The organism is Luteibacter sp. SVR4-7G (assembly GCF_056755555.1).
Map to the genome: position 1 here is coordinate 69,542 of NZ_JBPGXO010000012.1, position 20,143 is coordinate 89,684.

The window sequence follows — 20,143 nt, forward strand, 5'->3', positions numbered from 1 at the left end:
CAAAGAAGCCCATATTAGCCGAGGGAGCCGGCCACAACAGGGATCAGGCGGTCTCGAGCAGCGCCGCCAGTGCCGTCGACGTCACCAAGTCCGCGAACGGAACCACCGGTTCCGGCGGGTTGGCGGGTTCGGAGAGGAACAGGCTCCACACGCCCACGTCCCACCAGCGGCCTAGCTTGTAGCCGGCCTTCGGCCAGACGCCGGCGGGGGCAAAGCCCATCGCCTCATGCATGGCCACGCTGGTGTCGCCGGGCAGGGTGATGACGCCGACGGCCTGGTTGATGCCCTGCAGTCGCATCGCATCGAGCAGGCAGCCGTAGAGACGCCGGGCGATGCCGCGGCGGCGCGCGTTCTCGTGGACGTAGATCGAGGTTTCGGCAATCCAGTCGTAGGCGGCGCGCTCGCGGAAGCGGCCCGCATACGCATAGGCCAGCACCTCACCGGCCTCCTCCCATACCAGCCAGGGATGGTTGGCAAGGCGTGCGCGGATGCGCCCGGCCATGGCCTCCTCGCCGGGCAGTTCGGTCTCGAAGGTAATGGCGCTGGTCTGGACGACGGGTGCGTAGATGGCGTGGCAGGCCGCGGCATCAGCCTCGTGGGCGACGCGGATCACAGGGTCTTTTCCATGAAGATGCTCGACGCGCTGGCGCGATGCTCGCCGAACGGGCGGCAGCGGCGGTACCCGGCGCGCTCGTAGAGCTCGATCGACTCGGTCTGTGCGGTGCCGGTTTCGAGTCTGACCATCTTGCCCCCACTGGCACGCACCTGCTGCTCCAGTGCCTCGAGCATCTGCTTGCCCAGCCCCATGCCGCGGCAGGCAGGCAGGACATACATGTACTTGAGCTCGACATAGTCGCCGTGATCCACCCCGGCACCGCATGCCAGCGGCAGGCCATCCACGCGCGCGGTCATGAAGGTGGTGTGCGGTTGACGCAGGCTTTCGACGCTCACGGAAGGCGGCGGCAGGTGGCGGTCCAGGTCGGAAAGGTATCCGTGCAGTTGCTCGATCAGCGGCAGGATATCGGGCTTGCCGGGATCGTCGATGGCGAATACCAGCGCCGGCGGCGAGGGCGGCACGGTGAGGTCGCCGTCGTTGAGGCTGCGCAGGAAAAAACGGTCGCAGCTGAAATGACCGGTACCTCCCATCGGTGCGTCGATGCGGGTGAAACCATGGCGGAGGTAGAGCGCCTGCGCCGCATCCATGCCGGTGAGCGTCTCCAGGTAGCAGCGCGAGAAGCCCGCGCGCCGCGCGGCGTCGAGGCAGCGGCGGAGCAGTTGCGATGCGGCGCCGGTGCCGCGTGCCTCGGGCAGGAAATACATCTTGCGCAATTCGCAGGTTTCTTCGTCGCCCCCTTCCAGCGGCGCCATGCCGCCGCCACCGACGGCGCGTCCATGCATTTCGACCACGAAGTACGCGGTGCGCGGGCGCGAATACGCGGTCGACATCGTGTCGACCTCCGCGTCGTGGATGGCGAAGCCGGGGCCGTCGGCGCCGAATTCGGGCATGACGGTGCGGATCACCGCGGCGATGTCGGCATCGTCGCGCGGCTCGATGGGGCGGATGAGGTAGTCGGCAGGCATGCGCAGATGCTGCCATGGATGATGGACGGTGTCAGGCTGCCGTGCGGGCCTGGGTGACCCTGCTCGCGGTGGCCTTGCCCAGTTGCCCGGCCAGCCATGCGCCGGTTTCCACCAGGCGGTCCAGGTCCACGCCCGTGGTCATGCCCATGCCGTGCAGCATGTACACCACGTCCTCGCTCGCGACGTTGCCCGTGGCGCCCTTCGCATAGGGACAGCCGCCGGTACCGGAGACCGCGCTGTCCACCACGCGTACGCCTTCCTCCAGGCAGGCGAGGATGTTGGCGAGGGCCTGCCCGTACGTGTCATGGAAATGCACGGCAAGCGAAGCCATCGGCACCTCGGCCGCGACCGCGCGCAGCATGGCCCGCGCCTTCGCGGGCGTGCCGACACCGATCGTGTCGCCCAGCGATACCTCATGGCAGCCGAGCTCGTGCAGGCGGCGCGCCACGCGCACCACATCCGCCACCGGCACCTCGCCCTGGTAAGGGCAGCCGAGCACGGTGGAGACGTAACCACGTACGGCGACGCCTTCGGCGCGGGCGCGTTCGAGCACGGGGACGAAGCGATCGATGGATTCATCGATCGACGCATTGACGTTCTTGCGATTGAACGCTTCGGAGGCGGCCGTGAAGACGGCCACGTCGGAAGCGCCGGCGTCGCGCGCACGCTCGTAACCCTGGAGGTTCGGCACCAGCACCGGATACGCCACGCCCGGCACCTTGCGAATGGCGCGGAACACTTCCGCCGCGTCGGCGAGCTGCGGCACCCACTTGGGGCTGACGAAGCTGGTGGCCTCGATGGTGGCGAGGCCGGTAGCGGAGAGGCGATCGATCAGTTCGACCTTCACCGCCGCGGGCAACAGGGTCTTTTCGTTCTGCAGGCCATCGCGGGGGCCGACTTCGACGATGCGGACATGGTTGGATACGTTCATGCGGGTTCCGGTCAGGCCGTTTCGGCGAAGCGGACGAGGACGGCGTCGGCGTCCACGAAATCGCCCTGTGCGGCGGATACCGATTCAATGGTTCCTGCACGGGGCGCCTTCAAGGCGAGTTCCATCTTCATGGCCTCCATCACCAGCAGCTCCTGGCCTTCCTCGACCACGTCGCCGGCCTTGGCGCGGACCAGCACGATGCGCCCGGGCATCGGTGCGACCAGTTGTTTCGCGCCCGCGGCTTTCTCGCCTTCCCACGCGAAGGCGGGTGCGCGTTCGAAGGTCCAGCGCCGGCCGTGCTCGTCGTGCAGCCGCACGCGCCCATCGTGCAGGGCGAGCGGCACGCGCCGCGCGTGCTCGTCGAAGCGGGCGGAAAGCGTACCGTCAGCGAAGCGCGCGCCGGCCACGGTGCACGAGCGGTCGCCGAGGTGCAGCACGTAGTCGCCGCCGTGGCCGTGCGCATCGATCTCGTGGCGGCGGCCGCCTTCGACCAGCGCGACCACGCGCTTGCCCGGATGGCCGAGGCGCCATGCATCCGCGCTTCCCCAGGGCGAATGCGGATCGCCCGCGTCGTTGCGCAGCGAGGCCTCGTCGGCGAGGAGCAGGGCCGTCGCCGCGGCGAAGCGATCGAGGTCGCCGGCTTCGGCGTCGCCGACCAGGAACTCGTCGAGATGGCGGTCGAGGTAACCGGTATCGATCCGGCCTTCGACCACGACGGGATGGCGGGCGAGCCGCTCGAGGAAGGCCACGTTGGATTTCGGGCCGACGATGTCCGTCTGCGCCAGCGCTTCGCGGAGGCGCTCGAGCGCCCGCGGCCGGTCGCCGTCGTGCACGATGAGCTTCGCGATCATCGGGTCGTAGAAGATCGTGACCGTATCGCCGGCGACGACGCCGCCATCGAGCCGGACGTGTTCCGACGGGGCAGGCAACGCGAGGGAAACGAGCCGTCCGGAGCCAGGCAGGAAGTTGGCCTCGGGATCTTCGGCGTACAGCCGTACTTCGATCGCATGGCCCTGCGCCTTGATCTCGTTCTGCGCCAGCGGCAGCGGTTCGCCTGCGGCCACGCGCAATTGCCATTCGACGAGATCGAGGCCGAGCGTTTCCTCGGTGACCGGATGCTCCACCTGCAGACGGGTGTTCATTTCCATGAAGAAGAACTCACCGTCCTGGCCCACGATGAACTCGACCGTGCCCGCACCGACGTAGTCGACCGCACGTGCCGCGGCCACCGCGGCCTCGCCCATGCGCGCACGGCGCGCCTCGTCGAGGAAGGGGGACGGCGTTTCCTCCAGCACCTTCTGGTAACGCCGCTGGGCCGAGCACTCGCGTTCGTTCAGGTGGACGATATGGCCATGGGTGTCGCCGAACACCTGGAACTCGATGTGCCGCGGATGCTCGACATAACGCTCGAGGATCACGCGCGTATCGCCGAAGGCGTTCGCGGCCTCCCGTTGTGCCGAAGCGAGCGCCTCGGAGAAGCCGCCCTCGTCGCGCACGATGCGCATACCCTTGCCGCCGCCTCCGGCGGCAGCCTTGATCATGAGCGGGAAGCCGGTCCGCTTCGCCTCGGCAGCGAGGTGCGCCGGATCCTGGTTCTCACCGTGGTAGCCGGGAACGAGGGGCACGGCATGGCGTTCCATGAGTGCCTTGGCGGCCGCCTTGGAGCCCATGGCGTCGATGCTCTCGGGGCGCGGTCCGATGAAGACGATGCCGGCCTCGGCGCAGGCGCGTGCGAAGCCGGTGTTCTCCGAAAGGAAGCCGTAACCGGGATGGATCGCCTGCGCGCCGCTGCGCTTTGCCACCTCGATGATCGCGTCGCCACGCAGGTAGGACTCGGCCGGGCGCGGGCCGCCGATCGGCCATGCCTCGTCGGCGAGCCGTACGTGCTGTGCACCGGCATCGGCGCTGGAATACACGGCGACCGTGCGGATGCCCAGGCGGCGGCAGGTCCGGATGACGCGGCAGGCGATTTCGCCACGGTTGGCGATCAGAATGCAGTCGAACATGCGGCTCCCGGCGTGCTGTCGGAGGGGAAGGGGAAAAGCGGGAAAATTAGCAGATCGCGGCTTTCCAGCGGGTTGCATCGCAGCATCGCGAAGCTTCCGTGATTTGCAGTCGGGCGGCGGGTCGCCTAGCCTTGGAAGCCCGGGAGGGCGTTCCGTGCCGTTCCCGATCCCCCTCCACAGCGAGAATTTCATGCAGATCGCCAATCGCCACGCCGTTTCCTTCCACTACACGCTGACCGACGACCAGGGCAACGTCATCGACAGCTCGGAAGGCCGCGAGCCGCTGGCCTATATCCATGGCGAAGGCCATATCGTCCCGGGTCTCGAGAAGGCGCTGGAAGGCCGCTCGGCGGGCGACCAGTTCCAGGTCGACGTCGTGCCGGAAGAAGGTTACGGCCCGCGCCACGACGAGCTGGTCCAGGTCGTGCCGCGCGCGGCGTTCCAGGGTGTTGAAGACCTCCAGCCGGGCATGCAGTTCCAGGGCCGCAACGACCAGGGCAGCATCAACGTCACCATCAGCAAGATCGACGGCGACAACGTCACTGTCGACGGCAACCATCCGCTCGCGGGGCAGACCTTGCACTTCGCGGTAGAGATCACCAACGTGCGCCAGGCCACGGACGAAGAGCTGTCGCACGGGCATGTGCACGGCGAAGGCGGTCATCACCATTAAGGCTGCGGCTTCGCCGCCTTGTCTTCATTCGCGCGCAGGGCGCGCTCCTACAGAGACGCCATGTAGGAGCGCGCCTGCGCGCGAAAAGCCAACGAAGCGGAGAGGCAGTAACCCCACCTCTCCCTCAATACCAATCGAGCAACGACACACCCAGTCCCAGATACGTCGCCCGGTGGTTGTAATCGATCAGGCTCTCGCCATAGCCATTGAAGATTTCCATATAGCCGCGCAGGTTGCCGACCACCGGGAAACTCCACGTACCGCGTAGCGAGCCGTGCGAGCGGTCGCCGGTGCGGAACGAATGACGCGCGGTCAGGCCGAATTCCTGTCGGCCCACCTCGTGCACGATCTGGATCTCGCCGCGGCCCATATAATCCTGGATGTCCGGGTTGTCGTCGTCCTTGCGGTCCTCGGGGATGCGCCACCACGGGCGCAGCATGATCGTCCAGCCTTCCCGCTCCAGGCCGATGTCCGCGACCACGCGGTTCCAGCTGCGCGAGAGCGGGTCGGCGCGACCGTTGGACTGGTGGTTGATGCCGATGCTGGCAAGCCGGCCGGTCCAGCCGAGCACCTGGTAGTGGGTATTGAACGCGAGCATCGCTTCGGGCTCGTAGTTCGTTTCGCGGAACGGGCGCGAATTGTCGGTGTTGTAGACCTGCCAGCGCGACGACTGGGTATAGCCGACCCAGAGATCGCCGTTGTCGTCGAACAGATTCTCGGCAACCTTGGTCTTCAGGCTGATCTGGAACTTGGCCTCGACGTCGTCCAGTTGCTGCGGCGTGGTCACCGTGTGGTCCGGCGCCGGGCTATGCGGCCGCCTGTTCTGCTTCGAGGCGCCGAAGAACGGCAGCGCGTACGTCGGCTTGTACCCGCGCAGGTTGAACGTGCCCAGCTTCGACTCTGGCGACAACTCCCAGCGGCTGTCGAGCAGGGACAACGGGCGGGCGACCTCGCCCGAATTGCGTGTCGCCACGTCGACACTGACCGAGTTCGCCGAAGGATCTTCTTTCTTGGCGGCTTGCGGCAGCCGGTCGCGGCCCACCGCCCTGTCGTAGCAGAGCAGGCGCTGCGAATCGGTTTCTATCCCCGCGCAGGCGCGGATGTCCAGGGGACTGGGATTCTGTGCGAGGACAAGGCTCGCATGCAGGCACGCGTAAGCGCCTAAGGCGCCGGCGGCGCGGAATGGCTTCATGGTGATGACTCCCTGCTGGCCGGTTCGGACCCGGCAAGACGGGGAGTGTAGCGGCGCTGCCTGTGTGCAGAACGTGCGCGTTCAGCCTGGGGAAGGGTGGGAAGCCCGCTGGCGGGCTTCCCACGGCGCATCGGCGTTCGAGCCGGCGTTCTCGTTATGGGCTGCTGGAGGCGCCCGACTGGCTCACCCACCTCTGGTACTCGGCCTTGGTGACCCTCCCGTCGTGGTTCTTGTCCGCAAACAGGAAATCATTGGCGAGCAGCGGGTAAGCCGCGGCCTGGGTCTCCGTGATGGAGCCCTTGCCGCCCGAAAGCGTCGCGAAGTCCGGCGCCGGGCCGGAGGGCTTCGCCGGGGCGGGGCCGCTGTTCACGGTGACCTGGCCCTGGGGCGTCGCCATCGACGCTCCACTGGAACCCGTCTCGGAGCCGGGCGGCGCAGGGGGCGACGGCGGCATGGGTGCCGCGGGTGCCGCAGGAGCTGCCGGCGGCGGAGGCGGTGCCTCGCTCGCGGGCGGCGGCATGCTCGGATCGGGAGCCTGGGTGGTCGCCGGCGGCATGGGCTGGCCCGGACGCGGCGGAGGCGGTGGGACGTCACCCGGCGGCGGTGGCGGCGGTGGCGTGGCCTCGCCCGGGGGCGGAGGAGGCACCTGGTTGGTGGGCGGCGGAACTTGCGCGAACGCCGCACCTGCCAGCAGCAGCGATGCGCCGATGGCAACGGCGCGAACTTGCTTCTTCATGGAAAGGCCTCCTTTCGTCACGTGGGTTGGCAATCGTTGCCCACGCTAGCAAGGAGCGATTTAATGGCGACCCAATTGCGGAAAGGCCTCTACCGTGCCGTCACGCGTATCCGACGTGCCCTCCACGGGCGACGTGCTGCGACTTTCGCCGCGCTCCGCGCAGCTGCTCCACCTGGCGGCGCAGGGGTTACTGAGGCGGGCGACGCGCAAGGCGCGAAAGGCCGATGTCCCGGCAGCGATCGCCCGCATGGGCATGCTGCAGATCGACACGATCAACGTGGTCGCCCGCAGTCCCTACATGACCCTGTTCTCGCGGCTGGGCCGTTATCGCAACGAATGGCTCGACGAAGCGCTTGCCGAGGGCGCCATCGCGGAGTGCTGGGCGCATGAGGCGTGCTTCGTCCCGGCAGCCGAGTACCGCTACCATCGCGACTACCGCGCGGGAAGGGCGGGGCATTGGGCCCACAAGATGGCCGAACGCACGCATGCCGAAGCGCGTGCGGACATGGACGCGCTGCTCGAACGCATTCGTCGGGAAGGGCCGCTGCGTGCCGCCGATTTCGAGCGCGACAGTCCGGTAACGAAGGGATGGTGGGGCTGGAAGCCGGAGAAGCGCTGGCTGGAGGCGTGGTTCGCGCTGGGCCGCCTCATGGTCGCGCGGCGCGAACGCTTCCAGCGCGTATACGACCTGGCGGAGCGGGTGACGGGGAACTGGGCCGAGCCGCCGCCTGCGGCTGCGCTGGACGAGGCAGCGGTCCGCAGGCATTTCATCCAGGAAAGCGTGCGCGCCCTCGGCATCGCGAAGGCGCGCTGGATCGCCGACTATTTCCGTTTGCGTCCGCGCGTGACCGACGAAGAACTCCAGCCGTTGCTCGCGGATGGAAGCCTCGTGAGGGTGTCGGTCGACGGCTGGGACGAACCCGCCTATGTCCAGCACGAGCACAGGGCATTACTGGACGAAGCCGCACGGAACGGCCTGCGCGCCACCCGCAGCACGCTGCTCTCGCCCTTCGATCCCGTGGTCTGGGACCGCGCGCGCGTGCTGGATCTTTTCGGCTTCGAATACACGATCGAATGCTATGTGCCGGCGGCGAAGCGGAGGTACGGCTACTACGCGCTCCCTGTCCTGCATCGCGGCCGGCTGGTGGGCCGGCTGGATGCGAAGGCACATCGCCAGGCGGGCCTGTTCCAGGTACTCGGCGTCTGGCTGGAGGACGGCGTTGCCGTCACGCCCGCCCTGGTCGACGGCATCGCGAGCGCCATAGGCGAATGCGCGGCCTGGCATGGCACGCCGCGCATCGCCGTCGAGAGGAGCCAGCCACGCGAACTGGCAAAGCTCCTCGGGAAGGCGGTCAGCGCCTGATCAGCGGGTCGAAGCCGGCGCCGGAACGTCCGCGCAGGATTTCCCGTGAAGGGCTTCCTTCAGTTGGGTCGCGAGAGAGGTGCAGCGGTTGCCCAGCTGCCCACGCATGTCCGGATCCTGCGACTGGCGCAGCAGGCTCGTGCGCATCAGTTCATAGCGGCTCTCGATCTGGTCGCGGGCATAGATGCCGGCGGCAAGGTGGCAGCTCTTGTAGCTGGCCAGGTACTCGTCGCACGACGCGATACCCGTGCTGTCCGGCAGTGCGGTCGCCTTGCCGCCGGCCTTCGTCCCCGAGCGGGGGGTAGCGGTGGTAGCGGTGGTGCCGGTACTGGAACGCCTGGCCGGGCTGCTGGTGGAAGTCGTAGTGGTTTCGACCGTGCGGCCGGCGGTCGTTTCCGGCTTCGTCGTCTTGTGGTCGGCGCATGCGGCGAGCGCGAGTGCGCCGGCGAGCAGAGGAATGAGGCGGGTCATGGAGCGGGTCATGGTCGTCGGGTCCCCTAGGCGAACGTGGACGGATGGTAGCCAAAGTCGCAGCATCGATGCGACGCGAAGCAAGGATGTGCCCAGAAGGGGTGAAAGCGATGTCAGCGGAGACCATCGCTATTTCCGGCCGGTACAGGTATAGTCCGCGCACTGTGTTTGCCGGGGTCATAGAGTTACGTTGACCCGATGCCGCTGATCACGGATCCGCAACATCGCTTCGCTCCTCGCGTTTCCTTGCACACCAGTAATGCAGCGACTTACGTCAAGTCGCTGGTTTCATTCGTAAATCGTATTGGAGTGTTTCTATGTCGGATCGTGAGATCGGCACCGTCAAGTGGTTCAACGATGCCAAGGGCTTCGGCTTCATTTCCCGTGAAAACGGCCCGGATGTGTTCGTTCACTTCCGCGCCATCCAGGGCAACGGCTTCAAGTCCCTGGCCGAAGGCCAGAAGGTCTCCTTCAAGGTCGTGAACGGCCAGAAGGGTCTGCAGGCTGAGGAAGTCCAGGCCGCTTAATCGGCCGGGTTCTTTCCGAAAAAAAACCGGGCGGCGACGCCCGGTTTTTTTTATGTTCCGCACTTACGTTTTCGCTGACGGAGTTACGTCAAGCACTGGTCATTGCGCATTATCGGCAAGAAAAATGCGTCCATCGCGTTTCCTTCACGAATTTCCGCGTGATCGCTGTCAAAAAACCGTCCTCTGTAGGGATTTTCCTACAGAACTTTTAGAAAATGTGGTTATGATCCTTTCTACTGTGTCTGCGCGGTCACGAGAGTGACCCGATGTAAGCGATCAGTTTTCGCGCTCCATCGCCTCACCCGGTCCTGCATGCTCAGTAAGTCGCCGGCTCGCGAGCCGGGTTTTCGTGTGTTGGATAGAGGTGTGTGTGATGGCAACTGGTACTGTGAAGTGGTTCAACGACGCCAAGGGTTTTGGCTTTATCACCCAGGATGAAGGCGGCCCGGACGTATTCGTGCATTTCCGCTCGATCCAGGGCAACGGCTTCAAGTCGTTGCAGGAAGGTCAGAAGGTGGAATACACCGTGACCCAGGGCCAGAAGGGCCCGCAGGCGGATAACGTCGTTCCGAAGTAATCAGTGCGGGCCGGCTCGCGCCGCCCGTTCCTGCATGACTTCCGCTCCTCCGGCGCTTCGCGTGCCGGAGGAGTTTTAGTTCATGAACCCGCGGCGACACGTGCGGTTGCCCGATAGCTTCGTGCCATTCGGCAGCGTTTTCCTTTGCTAGGCTTTACGCATTCCACGGAGCCCGGCGATGACCACCATTCCCATAGACGGCAAGCAGCGCGATCTCGGCGGCGGATTCGTCGTGCGGCGCATGCTCCCGCACCTGAAGGCGCGCCATGTCGGCCCCTTCGTTTTCTTCGACCAGATGGGCCCCGCCGCCTTCGACGAGGATGCCGGACTCGACGTGCGGCCGCATCCGCATATCGGCCTTGCAACGGTCACCTGGCTCTTCGATGGGGTGATCCGCCACCGCGACAGCCTGGGCAGCGCCGTGGACATCCACCCCGGCGACGTCAACTGGATGACGGCCGGCCGCGGCATCGTGCATTCGGAACGGACGCCGCAGGAAGCGCGCCATGGCGACGCGAGCCTGCACGGCATCCAGGTGTGGGTTGCCCTGCCGAAGTCGCACGAGAAGGTCGACCCCGAGTTCCACCATCATGCCGCCGCCGAACTGCCCAAGGTCGAACGCGACGGTGTCCGGATGGTGGTGATCGCCGGGCAGGCCTTCGGCGCGAACTCTCCCGTGCGCGTGTTCGCTCCCATGTTCTTCGTCGAGGCGCGCCTGGAGGCTGGCGCGCGGCTTACGCTGCCCGAGGAGCACGCGGAATGGGGCGTATACGTCGTTCAGGGTGCCGCGCGCCTCGACGACCTGGAGCTGGCCGCGCTCGACATGGCGGTGGCACACGACGGCCCGCCACCGGTGCTGGAGGCGAAGGAGCCTTCCCTGGTGATGCTGTTCGGCGGCGCGCCGCTCGATGGCGAGCGCCACCTGTGGTGGAATTTCGTGGCCAGCTCGCCCGAACTGATCGAAACGGCGAAGGCAGACTGGGCGGCAGGCCGTTTTCCGCTGGTGCCCGGCGACGAGTACGAGCGAATCCCGCTGCCCGAGTATTGACGGGGGACGCATGGCCGGCTTTCGCAGTTTTCGCGAGTTCTATCCGTATTACCTCGGCGAGCACGCCGATGCCCGCTGCCGCCGGCTGCATTTCGCCGGCAGCTGGGTCGTGCTGTTTGCCTTGCTGATGCTTGCCGTCACCGGCGCCTGGGCCTGGTTGCTGCTCGCTCTGGTCGGCGGCTACGGGTTCGCCTGGATAGGCCATTTCGTGTTCGAGAAGAACCGGCCCGCCACCTTCCGCCATCCCTTCTACAGCCTGATGGGCGACTGGGCGATGTTCTGGGACATCCTGCGCGGGCGCGTCTCCCTGCATTGAGCGCGCCCACGCCTTCCCTCAGGCGACTTCGGCCGGGATGGCCGGCCGGCTGGCCTCGCGTTGGGCGCGGCGGGACGCGCTCCACGCATCCAGCTCCATCTCGTCGCGCGCCAGGCGGCACACCTCCAGCAAGCGTTCGACGTCGGCGTCGCTCATTCCCGCATTGAGGGTCAGCCGCAACAGCGAGCGGTTGACCGTCGTCGCCGGTGCGCTGAACACCGAGCCGAACACACCACGCCGTTCCATGACGTCGCGAACCCTCCCAGTGAGGATCTCCTGCCCGGCCTCGAACGCCACGATCTGCTCGGTGCCGTCACCGATGGGATAACCCATGGCCGCAAGCTCGCCACGCACGTGGCGGGTGATGTCGCGCAGCCGCCGCCGGCGCCAGCCTTCCGTCTGGATGACGCGGTGCGCAGCCGAGATGCCGGCCAGTTCGTGGGGCAGGAGGGAGGAGCTGAAGATGGCCGGCAAGGCCTCGCAGCCGAAGTAGTCCTTGAAGCGCGTGGTGCAGGCAATGAAGCCGGCGCGCGAGCAGTAGGCCTTCGCCAGGCTCGCGGTGATGAAGTGCACGCGGTCGTTGAGGCCGAGGCTGGCCACCAGGCCTTCGCCGCGCTGGCCGTGCGTGCCCAGCGAATGCGATTCGTCGACGACCAGCACGCAGCCCTGCGCCTCGGCGATGCCGGCGATCTCCACGAGCGGCGACAGGCTGCCATTGGTGCTGTAGACCGCATCGACGACGATCACGCCGGGGCCGTTGCGCAGCACCTGGCGCTCCAGGTGCGGGATGTCGTTATGCAGGACCGGGACGGCCTTCGCGCCGGCGCTGCGGATGCCCTCCCACAGGGACGCGTGGGCGAGCATGTCGATGTATACGGGAACGCGTTCGCCGGCGATGGACTGGATCAGGCCGACGTTCGCGGCGAAGCCGGACTGGGCGAGGATGCCGTCCTCGCTGCCGACGGCCCGGGCCAGTTCGGCCTCGGCGCGGTGCAGCGGCTGGTCGGCGTCCTGCTGGAACAGGGCCGACATCATCATGCCGAGGCCGCCCGTGGCCAGGGCTTGCCGCTGGGCCTCCACGATGTCCGGATGCCCGGCGATGGCGAGGTAGTCGTTGCTCTGCAGCATCAGATCGCCATGACCCGGCCGCCTTCCCCTCAAAATGTGACGGCCACCCCAATCCACGGCCACGCGTTCGTTGTGAAATCGATCGACCCTGCACGTGACGAATGCCGGCAGGGCCGGCGCCTTGGCGATCGGGTGAAGAACGGAAACGTTTTCCATGGATGATCTCTCTCTTTTCTGGTCAAGGGACGGGCGAGTCCACGCCAGCTCCGGGCGTGACGGCGCACGCGCCGCCCTCGCCCTGGCAGGCGCGTCGTCGGGTGGAGTGCCGGGAGCCCCGCGGGGCTCCCGCCCCTCAAGCCATCAATAGAGAAGAGACGTTGTGCGGACGGCGTCGTCCGAACGATAGAACGCCCCACACCGGGAGTGCCGGTGCTGGATGGTCCGCTCGATTGGATTCAGGACGGTTTAAGGGCGTTCAGATGAACCGCGACCTGCTGTCGGCGGCCATGCTGAGATCCTGCTCGCGCAGCCAGGCGCGGTAAGACTTGACGTGTTGCAGGCGGAAGCGCTGCACATCGTCGATCAGGGCGTAGTAGTACCACTGTTCGCCGGAGACGGCGGTGGCGACATGGAGCTGCGACTCCGGATCGACCACGCCCTTGTGGTAGAAGCCGTCGCGGGAATTGAACCAGGGCAGCGCCGTGCCCCTCCGCAGGGCCTCCAGGACTGTCGGCGGCGCGCCCAGATCTGCCGCAATTTCATAGTGGGTGCGAAGATCCTCGTCGGTCTGGACGAGGAGAAAGCGGCCGATGCCCCAGGCGTCGACCAGCAGAAGGCCGGTGGGGTTGCAGTGGACGTAACACTCCACGGGCTGGAAGGTGGCCGTGACTGCCTGCAGGACCTCGCGGAAGGCCGGATCGCGCAGGAAGCGGAAATTGCCCAGGGCCAGGGTCTCCGCGACGAACGCACTGGCGCGCTCGAAATAGCGGTGCTGGAGTTCGGTGATCGCCGTCTGCAGCTTCTCGATGGCCGCCGGATCGTTCTTCCGGATGAAGCGGTCGATCACGCCGGAGTTGAAGGCATCGATAGCCGTGGCGTCGTCGGCCCGGCCGGTGAGGAGGATCTTGCCGATATGGGGGTTGGGCAGGCGCTTGCAGAAGGTGATGCCGTCCATTTCGGGCATGGCCTGGTCGACCACGACCACCGAGATTTCGGCGAAGCGTTCGGGGTCGTAGACCACCCGGTGGATGGAATCGATGTCGAGCGCCACCAGCTCCTGCGTTTCGGAGGGGCGATCCTTCCAGCGGTAAAGCCAGCCGCCGCCGGGCACCGGCCGGCTGCCGTTGTTGCCCAGGGTGGCCAGCGCGCTGCGCGGCGAGCTGAACGTGCGCACCCGCATCATCGGGTCGAGCAGCAGCGGCACGACCTCGAGGTACTCCTCGTGGTCGTCGACGAGTACCGTGGTGGTCGGAAAATGGAAGGGCTGGATATCGCCCTGCGAGTTCAGCGTCATCACTGCCGGTCCCCGGTCTCCGGATGCGGGAAGGTGAGGGTGAACTCCGTGAATTCGCCCAGGATGGTACGGCATGCGATGCCACCGCCCATATGCTCCATCGCCGCGCGACAAAAAGCGAGTCCTATTCCCAAGCCGGTCACCGTGCCTGCCCCGGCGCTGTCGCTGGCATAGGAATAAAAGCGGTTGAAGATCCGGGGGACCACGTCCGGCGGGATGCCGGGGCCGGTGTCGTGGACGCGGATGCGGTTGGCCTGCTCGCCCGGCTCGATGAACACGTGTATTTCGCCCTTTCCGGCCCGGTCGGTATGGAACAGCGCGTTGCGCAGGAGATTGAACAGGATGTGCACCACGAGGGTCTCTTCCCCGAGGAGGGGGAAATCGCCCGTGGGCGAGAGGGTGATACGTTCGCGCTCGGCGCGTGAACCGTAGGGAAACCGGCGGAGGGCCTGTTCCACGCACTCCCTCGCGGCGAGCGGCGACAGCGGCACCTCGCCGATGGGCCGCGCCGAGAGCAGCAGCATATCGATGATGGTGTTGGCATAGGTGACCTCGCGCTCCATCACGCCGATGCTGCGTTCCAGCGCATGCAGGTTCTGCGCGCGCAGTTCGGGCACCGCCAGGCCCTCGCTCTCGGCCAGCCGGTGGCTGCGGATCAGGTCCGGCATGAAGCGGGCCACGGCACGCGCCGCGATGCGCAGGGAGCCCAGCGGCGTGCGCAGTTCGTGCGCAATGTTGTTCGAGGCCGCGGTGAGCGCATCGATCCGCGACTGTTCGGCCATGTTCGACGACACGGTGCAGGTGGCTCCGCCCACCATGGCGAACAGCAGCAGCGGGATGTATTCGAGCATCGTGCGGGTCTGCAGGTGCGCCTCAGGCGAGAGGACGAACACCAGCGCGGCAAGCAGGCTGCCGATGCTGAACACCACGAGGAAGCTGGCGATGTCGAACAGCATCATCAGCAGCATCACGCATGCGAGATGGGTCATCAGCCAGGCCGGCGTGGCATTACGCAGCGTCATGTAGCCCACGAAGAAGGGCATCGCCACCGTCATCGCCCCATACCAGTAGGTGGGCAGGTGGGTGCGCAGGCGCCGCGGCCACCAAGGCAGCAGGGCGAGCGGTATGAAGGTGGCGCTGCAGACCAGCCGCATGGGCAGGTTTTCGTAGGGCTGCGGAAACAGGTAGGCCCAGACCGGGTAGTACACCGCCAGGCAGAAGCTGCCCACCACGCCGATCGCCACCATCTTCGGCTGCGAATACCGCGTGCGCAGGAACATGGTGGTTTCGAAGCGCGCCATCGCCCGCAGCAGCCAAAGGTGCATGCGGGGGAAATACCGGGCGCGAACCGGCTTGTCGGGATGCAATACGTTCATCGATAGAGGCGATGGCAGGCCTGGCAGGCCTCGCCGACCGGGGCGACCGCCCTGGCCAGCGCCTCGCAGGTCGCGGGGGCTGTCGCCGCCGCGCCGTCGAGGGCCTGTTCCAGCCGGCCGGCCGCCTCGTAGAAGGGCGCGTCCATGTCGGGGAAGGCCTCGCGCAGGTCGGCCGCTGTCTGCAGCATGCGCGACAGGTGGTCCGTCGAGGCCTTGGCATCGCACTGCTTCGCCCGCACGTTGGCGCGCAGGACACCCATGTGGTGTTGCATTACCGCCATCACGCCGCGATGGAACGGCGTGCCCTGGCGCAGGGCCGAGAGGGCGAAGGTGGTTCCCATCGCGCCCACGACGAGGCCGAGAAGAACGAGTAGCAGCGGGCGCATCTGGGGTCCATCGGATCACGAGGGCGCCAGCATAGCCCAGGGCCACGATTTTTCGATATGAGACAATGGACGCACCCATCCCCCGCGAGTCATCCGTGAGCACGGCCCAGGCCGAACGTTTTGCCGGCATCGAACGCCTGTACGGCCGTGGCAGCCTCGACCGGCTGGCGCATGCGCACGTCTGCGTCATCGGCGTGGGCGGCGTGGGTTCGTGGGCGGCGGAGGCCCTCGCGCGAAGCGGCATCGGCCGGCTCACCCTGATCGACGGCGACGATGTCTGCCTGTCCAACACGAACCGCCAGTTGCATGCGCTGGACGGCGAGTACGGCAAGCCGAAGGTAGGCGTCATGGCGGAACGCATGCACGCCGTCAGCCCCACGATCCGGCTCGAGGCGATCGAGCGCTTCCTCACGCCGTCCACCCTGGACGAGCTGCTCGACCGAAACTACGACGTGGTGATCGACGCCTGCGATGCCCTGAAGGTGAAGCTGGAGACCATCGTCTGGTGCCGCCGGCGCAAGCTGCCGCTGGTGACGGTCGGCGCGGCGGGTGGGCGCACCGATCCCACCCAGGTCCGCGTGCGCGATCTTTCGCGGACGGAGCACGACGCGATGCTGAGCATGATCCGCAAGAAGCTCCGCCAGGAATACGGCTTCCCGCGCAACCCTGACCGCTTCTTCGGCGTCTCCGCCGTGTATTCGCTGCAGAACGTGCAGTATCCGCAGGCGGACGGCAGTGTCTGCGGCATCCGGCCGCCCGGCGCCGATGCGCTGAAGCTGGATTGCGGCGGCGGCCTGGGAGCCGCCACGCATGTCACCGGTGCGTTCGCCTTCGCGGCGGTGGGCAAGGCGCTGGAAAAGCTGACGGCCGCTAAGAAGGACTGAGGCTCAGCGCTCCTCCGCCACGATGCGGAGGGCTTGCTCGAGACGCTCGATGCTTTCCTCGGCGCCGAGGGCAAGACGGATGCCGCCGGCATCGCTGCCCGCACCGACGAATCCCGTGCCCGCCGCGACGCGCACACCCCGGGCGAGGAGGCGCCGCTCCAGGCGGGCAGCGTCGGCAGAAGGCAGCCACGCGTGCAGGCTTGCCACCGACGTGACGAGCTCGGGACCGAGGATGTGGCGTGCCATCCGGGCACGGGCGGTCATGGCCGGCACGAGCTGTCCAAGCCGCGCCTCTGCCGTGCCGTCGTCCATCCAGCGGGCGACCACCGAAGGCCAGAGCGCCGGCAATCCGTCCTGTTCCCGCTGGATGTCGCCACGGATACGTTCCCGGGCCGCGGGCTGCGGATGCAGCAGCCAGCCGATCCGGAGGCCCGGCCCGAGGATCTTCCCGATGCCACCGGCATTCACGGTGCGGCCCGCTGCGATGACGGTGAACGGCGGCACCGCCTCCCGTCCGTGCCAGGCCAGGGGCGAATAGACGTCGCCTTCGACGATCGCGAGCCCCAGCATGTCGGCCACCGCCGCGATTTCCATGCGGCGCGAAAACGGCATAGTGATCGTGGTGGGGTTGTGCAGGGTGGGCTGGATGTAGAGCGTGCTTGCCCCGCTCCTTTCCTTCGCCTGCACCAGCGCATCGGGACGGATGCCGTGCCCGTCCATGGCGACGTCGACGCAGCGCATGCCCAGGCCGGCCGCCATGGCCCGGAAGCCCTGATAGGTCCGTTCCTCCACCAGCACCGTCGCCGGCGGCCCGGCATGCCGTAGCGCCAGGCCGAGCGCGTGCCGCGCGCCGTTCGTCAGCGTGATGCATTCCGGATCCACCGGCCCGTAACCGCAGATCCGCTCGAGCCAGCCCGCTATCGCTCGCCTGGCTGTCACCGGGCCGGCCGGATCGGGGTAGGCGAGGTCGTCGGCCGTCAGGGTCGTCGAGGCGAGCGCCTCGCTGAGACATGCGGCGGTGTCCGCACGAAGCGGCAGGTTCACCGCGAGGTTGTAGGTCGGATTCATCGGCACATCATCGGTTAGGCTTCGCGCCATGTGGTGCGTCTATCTCATCGAATGCCGTAACGGGGCCTGGTACGCAGGCATCACCAATGACCTGGAGGCCCGCTACGCCGCGCACGTGGCGGGGAAGGGCGCCCGCTACACGCGTGCCAATCCTCCCGTTCGCCTGCTCGGCTCGCGGGCCTTCGCCGACCGCTCCGCGGCATCGAAGGCGGAGCATGAGGTGAAGCGCCTGCCGAAATCGAAAAAGCTCGCGTGGTTTTCCTCGGATTAGAGGCGAGAGCGCGCTAACACGCCTCCCACGGCGACCGTCGTCACGGAAGGGTGTAGCTGAGGTCGTAACTGTGCGCACCGCCTTCGGCGATCGCGATCGTCATGCTGCCCGAGATGCCTTTCAGTTCGCCCGCGCCGGAATCCGGCACGATGGTGATGACGAGATCGCGTCCGGCAGCCGACATCACACCGCGATGGACGAGCGAGAAGCTGCCCTGCCTGCCGGCCAGTGTCCCGCTGACCCGTTCGACCGCGACATAGGCGGCGGAGCCGGGCGTGCCGGTGCTCGAGGCGGTGAGCATCGTGCCCTTCGAGGTGCCTTCCAGGTCGCCGTGGAAGACCTTTGCGATGGTGAGCGAGCCCAGGGTGGAGCCCTCGCCTTCGTCGGGTGTTCCCGCAGGCGTGAGGGATACTTCGAACGGACCTTGCGCGTGACTGGACATGGGGTACCCGCGGACCTTGGCGTGGCTTAGGATGGAGTGCCATGGACACTCGCCTGTATACGAAGGTTACCCCGGATTGGCACCGCTGGATCGGCGAAGCCCTCGCTGCCGGCCATCCGCCTGCCGAACTGCTCGCCACCATGAAGGAAAACCGCTTCGATGAGCGCGCTGCGCGCGAGGCGATCGCCGACGCGGTGTTCGGCTCGGCCATTCCGGTGGCGCCGCCTGCCACCGCCGCCGCGGCAATCTTCAGGAGCCGGCTTGCCGAAGGCCACACGTTGCGCGCGGGAGACCGCGACATCCGGGTCCTCGTGCGCGTTTCTCGCCCGACCATCGCCGTGCTGGACAACGTGCTCGACACGGACGAGTGCTTCATGCTCCGCGAGCTGGCGCGGACACGGCTGGCACGCTCGGAGGTGGTCAATCCGGGAACGGGTGCCGGCGTAGTGCAGGATATCCGCACGAGCGAGGGTGCGAACTTCGGCAGGGGCGAAACGGAGCTCATCGCCCGCATCGACGCACGCGCCGCGGCGATCATGGGCATGGATGAGGAACATGGCGAAGGCCTGCAGGCGATGCGTTACGGCGTAGGCGCCGAGTATGTGCCTCACTTCGATTTCTTTCCACCCGACGACCCTGGCAGTGAGCCGCACTTGCGCAATGGCGGCCAGCGCGTTGCCACGCTGATCATGTACCTGGACGATGTGGAGGCCGGCGGCGAAACCATCTTTCCGCGCATCGACTTCAGCTACGTCCCGCGTCGCGGGCAGGCGCTGTATTTCGAATACACCGCATCGGACGGCTCGCTGGACCCTCTGTCCCTGCACGGCGGCGCACCCGTGCTCTCCGGCGAGAAATGGATCCTCACCAAGTGGATGCGCGAACGCGCCTTCGCCGGCTGATCCCGTAGGAGCGCGCCTTGCGCGCGACATCTTTTCGCGCCGGTTGGCCCGCTTGCGCGTGCCCATGTCTTAAGCGGCTTCGCCGCAGGGAGTGTTGCCCCCGGCTCGGCTGTTCGCCATCGCATTTCGCTTAGGCGTGGCGGCGGGTCGCCGGCGCCTGCCATTTTTGTCGCTAAGTCCTCGTCCGGCCTACGCCTCCCTGCGGAATCGCTCCAAAAACGGCAGCCACCGGCTCCTCCCGACACTGCGGTTGCATGCGGCAAAAGCCAAAGCGCCGGCTCGCGTGTTTCCGTGTCAGCACGCTCGCCGCACAGCGCGGAATCAACGCAGCCCTGTAGGAGCGCGCCTCGCGCGCGACAGCCTTTCGCGAATGACTTCACGTGTGATCTGAGCGTTTTTGCAACCCTGCAGCAAGAGTCACTAGGCTCCCGCCTCCGCGGGAGCGACGGGTAGGAAGGGAGGCGACATCTTGCAGGTCGCGCTTCGCGTTGCAGGCCGCGCGTCGCGGGCGATTCCCGCAACGCGTGCGCACACGCGCGCGTCGTTTGAGTTACGTCGTACAGACAAGCCCAGATCGACTTGCTATGTTCGGCCCGTTGCCCGCGCTGTCGGTTGAAGAAGCGTCGCAGGCAACCATCGCATCGAAGCGGTGAGAGCGCGGCCCAAGGGTGGTGGATCACCCAGGGGCCGCTGACCTAACCAACTCCGAAACAGTTGATGAGGCTGCAACCATGTTAAATCACTCGCTCGCCCGCCGGTTCCCCACCGGCGGCACCTTCACCGGTTACCGGACCTTCTACCGCCCTCGTAGA

The 20,143-nt window shown here is 67.0% G+C and carries 22 protein-coding genes and 1 pseudogene; 9 read left to right on the forward strand and 14 right to left on the reverse strand.

What is annotated here, in order from left to right; translation table 11 throughout:
- Positions 1 to 43 precede the first annotated feature (43 nt).
- The 5 genes and pseudogenes from ACR9ZH_RS06755 to ACR9ZH_RS06775 all read right to left on the reverse strand — a co-directional run bounded on the left by ACR9ZH_RS06755 (position 44) and on the right by ACR9ZH_RS06775 (position 4,518).
- A complete protein-coding gene (locus ACR9ZH_RS06755) occupies positions 44 to 613 on the reverse strand; it encodes an N-acetyltransferase family protein (protein WP_481289996.1) in 570 nt (189 codons plus the stop codon).
- Positions 610 to 1,077, reverse strand: a complete 468-nt coding sequence (locus ACR9ZH_RS06760; protein ID WP_481290019.1) for a GNAT family N-acetyltransferase — start codon at positions 1,075 to 1,077, stop codon at positions 610 to 612. Before ACR9ZH_RS06760 ends, ACR9ZH_RS06755 begins: the two co-directional genes overlap by 4 nt.
- An 18-nt stretch (positions 1,078 to 1,095) precedes the next feature.
- Positions 1,096 to 1,581, reverse strand: a pseudogene (locus ACR9ZH_RS06765) (GNAT family N-acetyltransferase); the annotation flags it as partial.
- A gap of 31 nt (positions 1,582 to 1,612) precedes the next feature.
- Positions 1,613 to 2,512 (reverse strand): hydroxymethylglutaryl-CoA lyase, encoded by a 900-nt coding sequence (locus tag ACR9ZH_RS06770; RefSeq protein WP_481289997.1) that lies wholly within the window; start codon positions 2,510 to 2,512, stop codon positions 1,613 to 1,615.
- 11 nt (positions 2,513 to 2,523) lie between these two features.
- The gene (locus ACR9ZH_RS06775; protein WP_481289998.1) at positions 2,524 to 4,518 is read right to left on the reverse strand and encodes an acetyl/propionyl/methylcrotonyl-CoA carboxylase subunit alpha; all 1,995 of its coding nucleotides are present in this window, start codon (positions 4,516 to 4,518) and stop codon (positions 2,524 to 2,526) included.
- Positions 4,519 to 4,708: 190 nt separating this feature from the next.
- Here ACR9ZH_RS06775 and ACR9ZH_RS06780 point away from each other — a divergent pair, with 190 nt between their 5' ends.
- Positions 4,709 to 5,191, forward strand: a complete 483-nt coding sequence (locus ACR9ZH_RS06780) for an FKBP-type peptidyl-prolyl cis-trans isomerase (protein ID WP_481289999.1) — start codon at positions 4,709 to 4,711, stop codon at positions 5,189 to 5,191.
- Positions 5,192 to 5,315: 124 nt separating this feature from the next.
- Here the strand turns inward: ACR9ZH_RS06780 and ACR9ZH_RS06785 are convergent, their stop codons facing one another.
- A complete protein-coding gene (locus tag ACR9ZH_RS06785; RefSeq protein ID WP_481290000.1) occupies positions 5,316 to 6,383 on the reverse strand; it encodes a phospholipase A in 1,068 nt (355 codons plus the stop codon).
- 154 nt (positions 6,384 to 6,537) lie between these two features.
- Positions 6,538 to 7,119 carry a hypothetical protein gene (locus ACR9ZH_RS06790; protein WP_481290001.1) on the reverse strand — a complete coding sequence of 194 codons (582 nt, stop codon included), beginning with the start codon at positions 7,117 to 7,119 and terminating at the stop codon, positions 6,538 to 6,540.
- Positions 7,120 to 7,213: 94 nt separating this feature from the next.
- Between ACR9ZH_RS06790 and ACR9ZH_RS06795 the strand changes: the two genes are divergently transcribed.
- Positions 7,214 to 8,482 (forward strand): winged helix-turn-helix domain-containing protein, encoded by a 1,269-nt coding sequence (locus ACR9ZH_RS06795; protein ID WP_481290002.1) that lies wholly within the window; start codon positions 7,214 to 7,216, stop codon positions 8,480 to 8,482.
- Here the strand turns inward: ACR9ZH_RS06795 and ACR9ZH_RS06800 are convergent, their stop codons facing one another.
- Complete coding sequence (locus ACR9ZH_RS06800) at positions 8,483 to 8,965, reverse strand: hypothetical protein (RefSeq protein ID WP_481290003.1); 483 nt, start codon at positions 8,963 to 8,965, stop codon at positions 8,483 to 8,485.
- A 305-nt stretch (positions 8,966 to 9,270) separates the two neighbouring features.
- Between ACR9ZH_RS06800 and ACR9ZH_RS06805 the strand changes: the two genes are divergently transcribed.
- The 4 genes from ACR9ZH_RS06805 (at position 9,271) to ACR9ZH_RS06820 (ending at position 11,421) form a co-directional block, all read left to right on the forward strand.
- The gene (locus tag ACR9ZH_RS06805) at positions 9,271 to 9,480 is read left to right on the forward strand and encodes a cold-shock protein (protein WP_481290004.1); all 210 of its coding nucleotides are present in this window, start codon (positions 9,271 to 9,273) and stop codon (positions 9,478 to 9,480) included.
- 373 nt (positions 9,481 to 9,853) lie between these two features.
- The gene (gene cspE / locus ACR9ZH_RS06810) at positions 9,854 to 10,057 is read left to right on the forward strand and encodes a transcription antiterminator/RNA stability regulator CspE (RefSeq protein WP_089973954.1); all 204 of its coding nucleotides are present in this window, start codon (positions 9,854 to 9,856) and stop codon (positions 10,055 to 10,057) included.
- A gap of 178 nt (positions 10,058 to 10,235) precedes the next feature.
- A complete protein-coding gene (locus ACR9ZH_RS06815) occupies positions 10,236 to 11,105 on the forward strand; it encodes a pirin family protein (protein WP_481290005.1) in 870 nt (289 codons plus the stop codon).
- A 10-nt stretch (positions 11,106 to 11,115) separates the two neighbouring features.
- The gene (locus ACR9ZH_RS06820; RefSeq protein ID WP_481290006.1) at positions 11,116 to 11,421 is read left to right on the forward strand and encodes an Mpo1-like protein; all 306 of its coding nucleotides are present in this window, start codon (positions 11,116 to 11,118) and stop codon (positions 11,419 to 11,421) included.
- Between the two features lie 18 nt (positions 11,422 to 11,439).
- On the opposite strand, the gene cqsA is transcribed toward ACR9ZH_RS06820, so the two are convergent.
- The 4 genes from cqsA to ACR9ZH_RS06840 all read right to left on the reverse strand — a co-directional run bounded on the left by cqsA (position 11,440) and on the right by ACR9ZH_RS06840 (position 15,764).
- Positions 11,440 to 12,705, reverse strand: coding sequence for an alpha-hydroxyketone-type quorum-sensing autoinducer synthase (gene cqsA, locus ACR9ZH_RS06825; protein ID WP_481290007.1), 1,266 nt, complete (start codon positions 12,703 to 12,705; stop codon positions 11,440 to 11,442).
- Positions 12,706 to 12,964: 259 nt separating this feature from the next.
- Entirely contained in the window at positions 12,965 to 14,002 is a 1,038-nt protein-coding gene (locus ACR9ZH_RS06830; RefSeq protein ID WP_481290008.1) for a response regulator, read from the reverse strand.
- Entirely contained in the window at positions 14,002 to 15,327 is a 1,326-nt protein-coding gene (locus ACR9ZH_RS06835; RefSeq protein ID WP_481290009.1) for a sensor histidine kinase, read from the reverse strand. The genes ACR9ZH_RS06830 and ACR9ZH_RS06835 overlap by 1 nt, the downstream gene beginning before the upstream one ends.
- A 47-nt stretch (positions 15,328 to 15,374) precedes the next feature.
- The gene (locus ACR9ZH_RS06840; protein ID WP_481290010.1) at positions 15,375 to 15,764 is read right to left on the reverse strand and encodes a cytochrome c; all 390 of its coding nucleotides are present in this window, start codon (positions 15,762 to 15,764) and stop codon (positions 15,375 to 15,377) included.
- Positions 15,765 to 15,829: 65 nt separating this feature from the next.
- On the opposite strand from ACR9ZH_RS06840, the gene ACR9ZH_RS06845 reads away from it, so the two are divergent.
- On the forward strand, positions 15,830 to 16,648 hold the full coding sequence (locus ACR9ZH_RS06845) for a tRNA threonylcarbamoyladenosine dehydratase (protein ID WP_481290011.1): 819 nt from the start codon (positions 15,830 to 15,832) through the stop codon (positions 16,646 to 16,648).
- Positions 16,649 to 16,651: 3 nt separating this feature from the next.
- Here the strand turns inward: ACR9ZH_RS06845 and ACR9ZH_RS06850 are convergent, their stop codons facing one another.
- A complete protein-coding gene (locus ACR9ZH_RS06850; RefSeq protein ID WP_481290012.1) occupies positions 16,652 to 17,716 on the reverse strand; it encodes an aminotransferase-like domain-containing protein in 1,065 nt (354 codons plus the stop codon).
- A 28-nt stretch (positions 17,717 to 17,744) separates the two neighbouring features.
- Here ACR9ZH_RS06850 and ACR9ZH_RS06855 point away from each other — a divergent pair, with 28 nt between their 5' ends.
- Positions 17,745 to 17,987: a GIY-YIG nuclease family protein gene (locus ACR9ZH_RS06855; protein WP_481290013.1), complete on the forward strand. Its 243-nt coding sequence runs from the start codon at positions 17,745 to 17,747 to the stop codon at positions 17,985 to 17,987.
- A 40-nt stretch (positions 17,988 to 18,027) separates the two neighbouring features.
- On the opposite strand, the gene ACR9ZH_RS06860 is transcribed toward ACR9ZH_RS06855, so the two are convergent.
- Positions 18,028 to 18,429: a DUF3224 domain-containing protein gene (locus ACR9ZH_RS06860; protein ID WP_481290014.1), complete on the reverse strand. Its 402-nt coding sequence runs from the start codon at positions 18,427 to 18,429 to the stop codon at positions 18,028 to 18,030.
- Between the two features lie 41 nt (positions 18,430 to 18,470).
- Between ACR9ZH_RS06860 and ACR9ZH_RS06865 the strand changes: the two genes are divergently transcribed.
- A complete protein-coding gene (locus ACR9ZH_RS06865; RefSeq protein WP_481290015.1) occupies positions 18,471 to 19,331 on the forward strand; it encodes a 2OG-Fe(II) oxygenase in 861 nt (286 codons plus the stop codon).
- Positions 19,332 to 20,143 lie beyond the last annotated feature (812 nt).

Excerpts from the sequence above, each read along its gene's own strand:
- ACR9ZH_RS06770 (WP_481289997.1), bottom strand. The coding sequence starts at position 2,512 with ATGAACGTATCCAACCATGTCCGCATCGTCGAAGTCGGCCCCCGCGAT.
- ACR9ZH_RS06775 (WP_481289998.1), bottom strand. The coding sequence starts at position 4,518 with ATGTTCGACTGCATTCTGATCGCCAACCGTGGCGAAATCGCCTGCCGC.
- ACR9ZH_RS06780 (WP_481289999.1), top strand. The coding sequence starts at position 4,709 with ATGCAGATCGCCAATCGCCACGCCGTTTCCTTCCACTACACGCTGACC.
- ACR9ZH_RS06785 (WP_481290000.1), bottom strand. The coding sequence starts at position 6,383 with ATGAAGCCATTCCGCGCCGCCGGCGCCTTAGGCGCTTACGCGTGCCTG.
- ACR9ZH_RS06790 (WP_481290001.1), bottom strand. The coding sequence starts at position 7,119 with ATGAAGAAGCAAGTTCGCGCCGTTGCCATCGGCGCATCGCTGCTGCTG.
- ACR9ZH_RS06800 (WP_481290003.1), bottom strand. The coding sequence starts at position 8,965 with ATGACCCGCTCCATGACCCGCCTCATTCCTCTGCTCGCCGGCGCACTC.
- ACR9ZH_RS06805 (WP_481290004.1), top strand. The coding sequence starts at position 9,271 with ATGTCGGATCGTGAGATCGGCACCGTCAAGTGGTTCAACGATGCCAAG.
- cspE (WP_089973954.1), top strand. The coding sequence starts at position 9,854 with ATGGCAACTGGTACTGTGAAGTGGTTCAACGACGCCAAGGGTTTTGGC.
- ACR9ZH_RS06815 (WP_481290005.1), top strand. The coding sequence starts at position 10,236 with ATGACCACCATTCCCATAGACGGCAAGCAGCGCGATCTCGGCGGCGGA.
- ACR9ZH_RS06820 (WP_481290006.1), top strand. The coding sequence starts at position 11,116 with ATGGCCGGCTTTCGCAGTTTTCGCGAGTTCTATCCGTATTACCTCGGC.
- cqsA (WP_481290007.1), bottom strand. The coding sequence starts at position 12,705 with ATGGAAAACGTTTCCGTTCTTCACCCGATCGCCAAGGCGCCGGCCCTG.
- ACR9ZH_RS06830 (WP_481290008.1), bottom strand. The coding sequence starts at position 14,002 with ATGACGCTGAACTCGCAGGGCGATATCCAGCCCTTCCATTTTCCGACC.
- ACR9ZH_RS06835 (WP_481290009.1), bottom strand. The coding sequence starts at position 15,327 with ATGCACCTTTGGCTGCTGCGGGCGATGGCGCGCTTCGAAACCACCATG.
- ACR9ZH_RS06840 (WP_481290010.1), bottom strand. The coding sequence starts at position 15,764 with ATGCGCCCGCTGCTACTCGTTCTTCTCGGCCTCGTCGTGGGCGCGATG.
- ACR9ZH_RS06845 (WP_481290011.1), top strand. The coding sequence starts at position 15,830 with ATGGACGCACCCATCCCCCGCGAGTCATCCGTGAGCACGGCCCAGGCC.
- ACR9ZH_RS06850 (WP_481290012.1), bottom strand. The coding sequence starts at position 17,716 with ATGAATCCGACCTACAACCTCGCGGTGAACCTGCCGCTTCGTGCGGAC.
- ACR9ZH_RS06855 (WP_481290013.1), top strand. The coding sequence starts at position 17,745 with ATGTGGTGCGTCTATCTCATCGAATGCCGTAACGGGGCCTGGTACGCA.
- ACR9ZH_RS06860 (WP_481290014.1), bottom strand. The coding sequence starts at position 18,429 with ATGTCCAGTCACGCGCAAGGTCCGTTCGAAGTATCCCTCACGCCTGCG.
- ACR9ZH_RS06865 (WP_481290015.1), top strand. The coding sequence starts at position 18,471 with ATGGACACTCGCCTGTATACGAAGGTTACCCCGGATTGGCACCGCTGG.